This is a genomic window from Myxococcus faecalis (genome assembly GCF_050039385.1).
Taxonomy (GTDB): domain Bacteria; phylum Myxococcota; class Myxococcia; order Myxococcales; family Myxococcaceae; genus Myxococcus; species Myxococcus fulvus.
The window spans coordinates 2,447,943-2,455,774 of the sequence record NZ_CP144336.1; the positions used below are offsets into that span (position 1 = coordinate 2,447,943).

A 7,832-nucleotide genomic window follows, 5' to 3' on the forward strand; every position below is an offset into this window, starting at 1 on the left:
CCTGGAGCCCACACCCATGACGACGAACACTCCCTACCGTCCCCTTGCCATGCGCGGCCCCAGCGTGCGCGTCCAGTCCCGCCCGGATGGCTCGCTGCTGCTCGAGAGCGGCTACTCGTACGAGGACGTCGAGCGCAGCATCGTCCACGTCCTCGCCCGGCAGGCCCGCGCCATCCCCGACCGCGTCTTCCTGGCGCAGCGCGCGCCGGATGGCTCGTGGCGACAGCACACGTACGCGGACATCCACCGGCAGGCGCGCGCCTTCGCGCAGGGCCTGCTCTCGCGCGCGCTGCCCGAGGGCCGCTCGGTGATGATCCTCTCCGGCAGCTCCATCGAGTTCGCCGTGGTGATGCTCGGGGCCATGATGGCCCGCGTCCCCGTGGCCCCCATCAGCGTGCCCTTCTCCCTGTGGAGCGCAGACCACGGCAAGCTGCGCCACGCCTTCGCCGTGTGCCGGCCCGCCATCGTCTATACCGATGACGCGGACCGCTTCGCCAAGGCCCTCCAGGCCCTGGACCTCTCCGACGTGGAGGTCGTCACCGCCACCGGCACCCCGGCGGCGCCCCGTCACTCGCGGCTGTCCTCCTGGCTGGACACACAGCCCACGTCCGCCGTGGACGACTCCATCGAGCGCATCCACCACGACACCGTGGCCAAGTGGATGTTCACCTCCGGCTCCACCGCGCAGCCCCGCTGTGTGGCGCAGACGCAGGGGATGATGTGTCACCAGCTCGCGAGCTGGGCGGCGCTGGAGATGCCCGCCTCGGACCGCCCCGCGCCGGTCATCCTCGACTGGATGCCCTGGAGCCACGTGGGCGGCGGCAACATCGGCTTCAACCACAACCTCCTGCGCGGAGCCACCGTCTACCTGGACGAGGGCCGGCCGATGCCCGGCCTCTTCGAGAAGACCATCGCCAACATCAAGAGCGTGTCCCCCACGGAGTTCTCCTCCGTCCCCGTGGCCTTCCGCATGCTCGTGGACGCGCTGCGCACCGACGCCGAGCTGTGCCAGGCCTTCTTCCGCCGGCTGGAGACGATGGCCTACGGCGGCGCCGCCCTGCCCACCCCCGTCGCCAACGAGCTGCAGGCGCTCGCGGTGAGGACGGTGGGCCACCGCATCCCCTTCACCACCATCTACGGCGCCACCGAGACCCAGTGCATCACCCAGGTGCACTGGACCACCGACGAGACGGGCCTGGTGGGCCTGCCCCTGCCCGGCGTGCAGCTCAAGCTGGTGCCCACCGATGACCGCCACGCCCTGCGCGTGAAGGGCCCCACGGTGACGCCGGGACACGACGCCGAGCCCACGGGACGACAGGGCTTCGACGAGGAGGGCTTCTACGAGCTGGGCGACGCGGTGCGCTTCCTGGACCCGGCGCGGCCCGAAGCGGGGCTCGTCTTCGCGGGCCGGCTGGCCGAGGACTTCAAGCTCAACACCGGCACCCGCGTGGCCGCGAGCGCCCTGAGGCAGCAGGTGCTGACCACCGCCGCGCCGCTGCTCTCCGACTGCGTCATCTGCGGGCTCGGGGAAGAGGCCGTCGGCGTCATGGCCTGGCTCAACCCCAACGCCATCACCGCCCTGCTCGGCCCCGCGCCGGCTGACACGCCGCCGCACGCGCGCGAGGACGTGCTGAACCGGCTGCGCGAGTCGCTCGAGGGCCACAACCGCGCCTTCCCGGGCTCGTCCCACGCCATCCGCCGGCTGCTGCTGGTGGCCGAGCCTCCGTCCTTCGACACGCACGAGCTGACGGACAAGGGCTCCATCAACCAGCGCGTCGTCCGGGAGAACCGCGCGGGACTGGTGCGGGAGCTGTTCGCCTCCGAGCCCGGCGCTCGCGTGCTCGTCCTGGCGTGAGACACCGAGGCCGGGTGCATGTACGCCCCCGGCCTCGGCCTCCCGCGGGACTCAGGTGCCCACGGCCCTCGCGCCCAGGGGCAGGCCCTGGAGGAAGGTGTCGAGCGGGGCGATGAGCGCCTTCATCCCCTCGGGCGACGTGGGCCAGTGGCCCTGCCCCGCCAGCTCCACGTACGCCTTGGGGATGTCCCCGAGCTGCTCGTACGTCTTGCGGCTGTACTTCATGGGGAACATCCGGTCCTGACGGTCATGCATGACCAGGAACGGGAAGCGCGCGGCGCCGAAGGGAACGCTCTTCCGGTAGTCGGACATCACGCTGACCATCGCCCTCAGCGTGCAGCTTCCCCCCACCAGCGGGTCCTTGCCGTACGCGTCGTTGAAGTCGGCCGAGTCCGACAGCCGCGAGTACTGGAGGAACGCCTTCACCGGCACGCGCACCTTCGGCATCAGCTTCGCGAGCCCCCGGAAGAGGCTCACCACCAGCGGCATGGCCTTGCCGGGGCTGAACTCCGTCTGGATGAACTCGCGGTCGCTCGGGTCCACGCAGGCGTACCAGGCCATGACGTCCACCGGCGTGCGCTCGGCGGCGAGGTACGACGTCATGCCGCCGAAGCTCAGGCCGAAGGTGACGACGGGCCCCTTGAACTCCTGGCGCGCGCGCTGGATGACGTCCACCAGGTTCTTCACGTGCGCCTCGAGCGTGTAGTCGCCCAGGCCCTGACGGTCCAGGCCACAGCCCTCGAAGTCGAAGGTGATGACGTTGTAGCCCAGCTCGCGCAGCAGCAGCGCCGGGTAGGCGAAGAGCCGCCCGTAGGACACCGAGCCCGGCACCAGGATGATGACGGGCCGCTCGGGACTGGCTCCCGGGTAGATGTCCAGCGCGTGCGTGCGGTGCTGTCCGCGGTACGTGCTCTCGCGCACGTGCCGCGTCCACTGCCGCAGCGTCTCCTCGCCGCCGTACCAGCGCAGCAGGTAGTTCTTCCAGTACTCGGACCCCGAGTAGGGCAGCGGGCCGCTCACGCCCGGGGCCTCGCGATGACCTCGAAGGGCTTCCAGATGTAGTCGATGACCTCCGTCACCTTGTAGCAAGCGCGCGGCTCGGCGGACTTGAAGAAGTTGGTCGCGAAGTCCTTGCAGGCCACCTGCTTGAGCGGCCAGCGGTAGCGCTCGATGACCACGCGGCGCACCACACCGTCCGCGTTGACGGTGTAGGCGCGGTCCAGCGTGTTGGCGATGTCCTCGATTTCGGGGTCCGCCGTCACCGGGGAGTGGTCATCCAGCTCGTAGCGCACGAAGCGGTCGCCGGTGCGCAGGTCCACGCGGTTGCCGGTGCGCGTGGTGACACAGGACTCGATGACGATGTCGGTGAAGAGCTTCAGGCCCGTGCGCGCCATGAAGCTGGGCGAGCGCACCGCGGTGAAGTACAGGCCCTTGTCCTTCTTCTCCTCGTTGTATTCGGCGTCCTCCAGCAGCGTGCGGAAGAGGAACGCCTGATACGTGGGGCGCATGACGGGGGGCAGGAACTGGGGCCCCATGCGGTGCGGCGTCACGTTCACCAGGGACACGACGGACTTGCCGCCCACCGAGCGCACCTTCAACTGCGAGGGGATGTGCTGCTTCATCTCCTCCAGGTCCACGGTGAAGTGGACGATTTCGATGTCGTGCAGCTTGCCGGCGAGGGTGATGGGGAGGTCTTTGAGGCTCATGGTTTTTCCTTGGAGAGAGTGGAAGCGGGATGACGACTAGGACTTGAGCAGGGCCTGGAGCCGGGCATTGACCTCGTCCTCGGACATGGCGTCCACGTCCAGGGTGGGCTCGGTCGCGGCCGGCGGTGGCTCGGCGGCAGGCGCGGCGGGCTTCACGCTCGCGAGCATCCGGTCCACGTGCGCGTCCAGGCTGAGGTCCTCGAAGAGCTGGGACATGGGCAGCGACACGCCCAGCTCCTTCTCGAGCACGTTCTTGAGCTGCAGGCCCGTGAAGGAGTCGAAGCCCAGCGAGATGAACGTCGAGTCGAACGCCACGGTGTCCTCCTTCGCGAGCTGGAGGACCTTGCGGATGCGCTCCTCGAGGAACGACTTGAGCTGCCCCCGGGCCTGCGCCGGGTCCGCGGACAGCGACAAGCCGCCCGTCGACTGCGTGGAGCGCACGGCGGCGGCGGTGCTGGCCGAGCGCGGCGCCTCGAGCGGGAAGCGGCCTTCCGCGTCCGCGTGGGCCACGATGTCCGCGTAGGCCTGCGGCGCGTCCAGGTAGCGCTGGTTCATGGAGAGCAGGACGTCGCGGCTGAGGAAGGGCTCCTTCTGGAGCGTGAGCACCAGGTACTGCGCGAGCCCCGTGCCCAGCAGCTTGCCCAGCATGTGCGGGCCCACGATGAAGGCGCTCTCGGCGGCGGTGATGTTCTGCTTGAGCCGCGCCATGGACGCGTCGTACTCGCGGTCATCGAAGAAGTTGCTGATTTCGCGGCTCAGGTCCACGCAGCCGATGATGCGCAGCCCCGCCTCGGCGAAGAGCTGCGCCCACTCCTTGCGCGGCAGCAGGTGCGCCTCGGACTCCTCGTGGCGCAGCGTCTCGTCCACCGTGGAGACGATGTCCGACGCGACCAACAGGCCTCCGTTGGCCAGGTGCCGCTGGATGTTGGCCAGCACGCCGCGCTTGTCCTCGATGTGATGGATGACCTGGAACGCCTGGATGAGCTCGTACTGGTCCGGGAACTCGTCCTTCGAGCTGTCGCGGTTGAACAGGCGCACGCGGTCCTGGAGGCCGCGCTCCTTCACCTTTTTGCCGCCCGCCTCCACCTGCGCGAGCGTGATGTTGTAGCCGTCCAGCTTGAGGTGGGCGTGGTTCTTCGCCAGGTCGATGAGGTCCGACGCGTAGCCGCACCCGATGTCGAGCACCCGCCGGATGGAGGAGAAGTCCACCGCGCGGTACGTGACGGAGCGCAGCTCGCGCAGCGCCTCGCCGTAGACATGCTCGAAGTGGACGTGGTCGTCCTCGGGGAAGAGGTCGGGGTAGAAGACCTTGAGCCACGAGAAGCCCTTGGGCACCTCACGCAGCGGAGCCCAGTGCAGGTACAGCTCCTGGCCTCGCGTGTTGAAGCGCTCGAAGGAGCGGCCGAAGTCGGAGTACACGTCCGCCACGCCCACGCTGCCCAGCTCGCTCGAGGCCTGGAGCTGCGAGGCCACGCGGACCACGGACGACGAGGTGGACGGCGACGACACGCGCGGCTGGGGCACGGGCTCGGCGTGCCAGTGGCGACGCCGCTGGAACGGGTAGGTGGGCAGGGACACGGTGCGGCGCGCGTACGGCTTCTCGTACTCGCTCCACGCCACCTCCACTCCCTTCACGTACAGCGCCCCCAGCGCCTCCAGCGCCGTCTCCCACTCCCCCTTCCCCTTCCTCAAACTCGCCACCCACTCCAGCCCCTCCTCCTCCAGCGTCTGCCTCCCCATCCCCACCAACACCGGCGCGGGGCCCACCTCCAGGAAGATTCCCACCCCCTCCTTCCTCAGCGCCTCCATCCCCTCCGCGAAGCGCACCGCCTCCCTCACGTGCGTGCGCCAGTACTTCGCGCTCGCCACCTCCGCCCCCGCCTTCTTCCCGCTCACATTCGAAATCAGCACCCGCTTCGGGGCTTCCAACTTCACCGCACCCACCCGCGCTTCGAAGGCGTCCAGCATCGGCTCCATCTGCGGCGAGTGGAACGCATGCGACACCTTCAGCTTCTTCGTCTTCGCGCCCTTCTCCCCCAGCCGACGCTCCGCCTCCTTCACTCCCTCCTTCAACCCCGCCACCACCCACTGCTTCGGGCCGTTCCTTGCCGCAATCGAGACGCTCGCCTCCAACCCCTTCACCGCCTCCGCAATCCACTCCTCCGGTGCCTCCACCGCCACCATCTCCCCCTCCCCCCCCAGCGCCTGCATCAGCCGGCCTCGCTCCGCCACCAGCTTCAGCGCGTCCTCCACTCCCATGACGCCGGCCACCACCGCCGCCACGTACTCCCCCACGCTGTGCCCCAGCACCGCGTCCGCCTCCACTCCCCAACTCCTCCACATCCTCCACAGCGCGTACTCCACCGCGAACAGCGCCGGCTGCGTGTACCTCGTCTCGTCCAGCTCGCTGCCCTGGCCGAACATCACCTCCAGCAGCGGCTTCTCCAGCACCCCCTCCAGCACCTTCGCGCACTCCTCCAGCGCTTCCTTGAAGGCCGGCTGCGTCCGGTACAGCTCCTCTCCCATCCCCACGTACTGGCTTCCCTGGCCCGTGAAGAGGAAGGCCACCTTCCTCTTCTCCTTCCCCACCGCCTGGCCTTTCACCACTCCGGCCACGGACTCTCCCGCCACGGTGCGTTCCAGCTTCGACTTCAGCTCCTCCGCTGAAGCCCCCACCACCGCGAGCCTCTGCTCCAGGTGCGTCCTGCCCACCGACGCCGTGAAGCACACGTCTCCCACCGCAGCCCCATCCAGCGCTCCCGCGTACTGCTTCGCCTGCTCCTCCAGCGCGCTCGGGCTTCGCGCGCTCAGCACCAACACGTGCTTCGGGCGCTCGACCACGTCCTGCTTCTGGACGGGCTCCGCCCTCGGGGGCGCCTCTTCCAGAATGACGTGCGCGTTCGTCCCGCTCAGACCGAAGGAGCTGACACCGGCGAGCCGGCGCGTCTGCTTGGGCTCCCACTGCGTCAGCTTCGTCGGCACCTCCACCGCCATCTGGTCCCAGCCGATGTGCGGGTTCGGCGTCTTGAAGTGCAGGTGCGGCGGCAACTGCTTGTTCTTCAGCGACAGCACCACCTTCATCACCGCCGCCACTCCCGCCGCCGACTCCAGGTGTCCCAGGTTCGTCTTCGCCGAGCCCAGCCACAGCGACTCCCCGCTCCGCCCCTCCCCCAGCGCTCCCCACATCGCGTCCACTTCAATCGGGTCTCCCAGCGACGTCCCCGTCCCGTGCGCCTCCAGGTAGCTCACCTCCGTCGCCTTCACCCCTCCGTTCTCCAGCGCCTGGCGTATCACAGCCTGCTGCGCCATTCCGTTCGGCACCGTCAGCCCACTGCTCGGGCCGTCGTGGTTCACCGCCGTCCCGCGAATCACCGCCAGCACTTCGTTCCCGTCCGCCACCGCGTCCGACAGCCGCTTCAGCACCAGCACGCCGCAGCCCTCGCCGCGCGCATAACCATCCGCCGAGGCATCGAACGTCTTGCAGCGGCCCTCGGGAGACAGTGCACCGCTGCTTGCCAGGTAGACGCTCACCTCCGGGGAGAGGATGAGGTTCACACCGCCCGCGAGCGCCACGGGGCACTCGCCCAGGCGCAGGCTCTGGATGGCCAGGTGCATCGCCACCAGTGAGGACGAGCACGCCGTGTCCACCGCCATGCTCGGGCCCTGGAAGCCCAGCGCGTACGACAGGCGGCCCGCGCTGAAGCACGCACCCTTCGCCGTGCCGAAGTACGGGTCCAGCTGCGACAGGTCCGCGTTCGCGAGCATGCGCTGGCTGTAGTCCGTGTTCATCACGCCCACGAAGACGCCCACGCGCTGCCGGCCTCGGCGCTCCACCGGATACCCCGCTCGCTCCAGCGCCTCCCAGCCGACCTCCAGCAACAGCCGCTGCTGCGGGTCCATCGCCGCGGCCTCGCGCGGGGAGATGCCGAAGAACTGGGCGTCGAACTGGTCCACGTCCTTCAGGAAGCCACCCCGGCGGGTGTTGATCTTCCCCGGCACCTGCGGCTTCGGGTCATAGAGCGCGTCCACGTCCCAGCGGTTCGCCGGCACCTCCATCGTGGCGTCCACGCCGTCTCGCAACAGCTCCCAGTACGCCTCCGGCGTGGTGACGCCACCCGGGAAGCGGCACGCCATTCCGACGATGGCGATGGGCTCCACGCGGGGCGTCGACTCGGCCTTCTCCAGCCGGGCCTCCAGCTTGCGAATCTTCACGAGCTGCTGCTGCACGATCTGCCGGTAGTTGATGTCCTCGGTCGTCATCTCGATATTCC

Annotated in this window: 4 protein-coding genes; 1 reads left to right on the plus strand and 3 read right to left on the minus strand. The window is 69.2% G+C overall.

The window, feature by feature from the left end; genetic code table 11:
* The first annotated feature begins 16 nt into the window (after nt 1–16).
* Complete coding sequence (locus VZQ01_RS09660) at nt 17–1,855, plus strand: AMP-binding protein (protein ID WP_426747644.1); 1,839 nt, start codon at nt 17–19, stop codon at nt 1,853–1,855.
* Nucleotides 1,856–1,906: 51 nt separating this feature from the next.
* On the opposite strand, the gene VZQ01_RS09665 is transcribed toward VZQ01_RS09660, so the two are convergent.
* From VZQ01_RS09665 to VZQ01_RS09675, 3 genes are read right to left on the minus strand one after another with little or no spacing between them, the layout of a single operon-like run.
* Nucleotides 1,907–2,875 carry an alpha/beta fold hydrolase gene (locus VZQ01_RS09665; protein ID WP_223752065.1) on the minus strand — a complete coding sequence of 323 codons (969 nt, stop codon included), beginning with the start codon at nt 2,873–2,875 and terminating at the stop codon, nt 1,907–1,909.
* A complete protein-coding gene (locus tag VZQ01_RS09670) occupies nt 2,872–3,561 on the minus strand; it encodes a DUF2071 domain-containing protein (protein WP_426747645.1) in 690 nt (229 codons plus the stop codon). The genes VZQ01_RS09665 and VZQ01_RS09670 overlap by 4 nt, the downstream gene beginning before the upstream one ends.
* 36 nt (nt 3,562–3,597) lie before the next feature.
* Nucleotides 3,598–7,821 (minus strand): type I polyketide synthase, encoded by a 4,224-nt coding sequence (locus tag VZQ01_RS09675; protein ID WP_426747646.1) that lies wholly within the window; start codon nt 7,819–7,821, stop codon nt 3,598–3,600.
* Between the last annotated feature and the right edge of the window lie 11 nt (nt 7,822–7,832).

Bases quoted from the DNA above. Each gene is read 5' to 3' on its own strand.
- VZQ01_RS09660 (WP_426747644.1), top strand. From the start codon at position 17: ATGACGACGAACACTCCCTACCGTCCCCTTGCCATGCGCGGCCCCAGC.
- VZQ01_RS09670 (WP_426747645.1), bottom strand. From the start codon at position 3,561: ATGAGCCTCAAAGACCTCCCCATCACCCTCGCCGGCAAGCTGCACGAC.
- VZQ01_RS09675 (WP_426747646.1), bottom strand. From the start codon at position 7,821: ATGACGACCGAGGACATCAACTACCGGCAGATCGTGCAGCAGCAGCTC.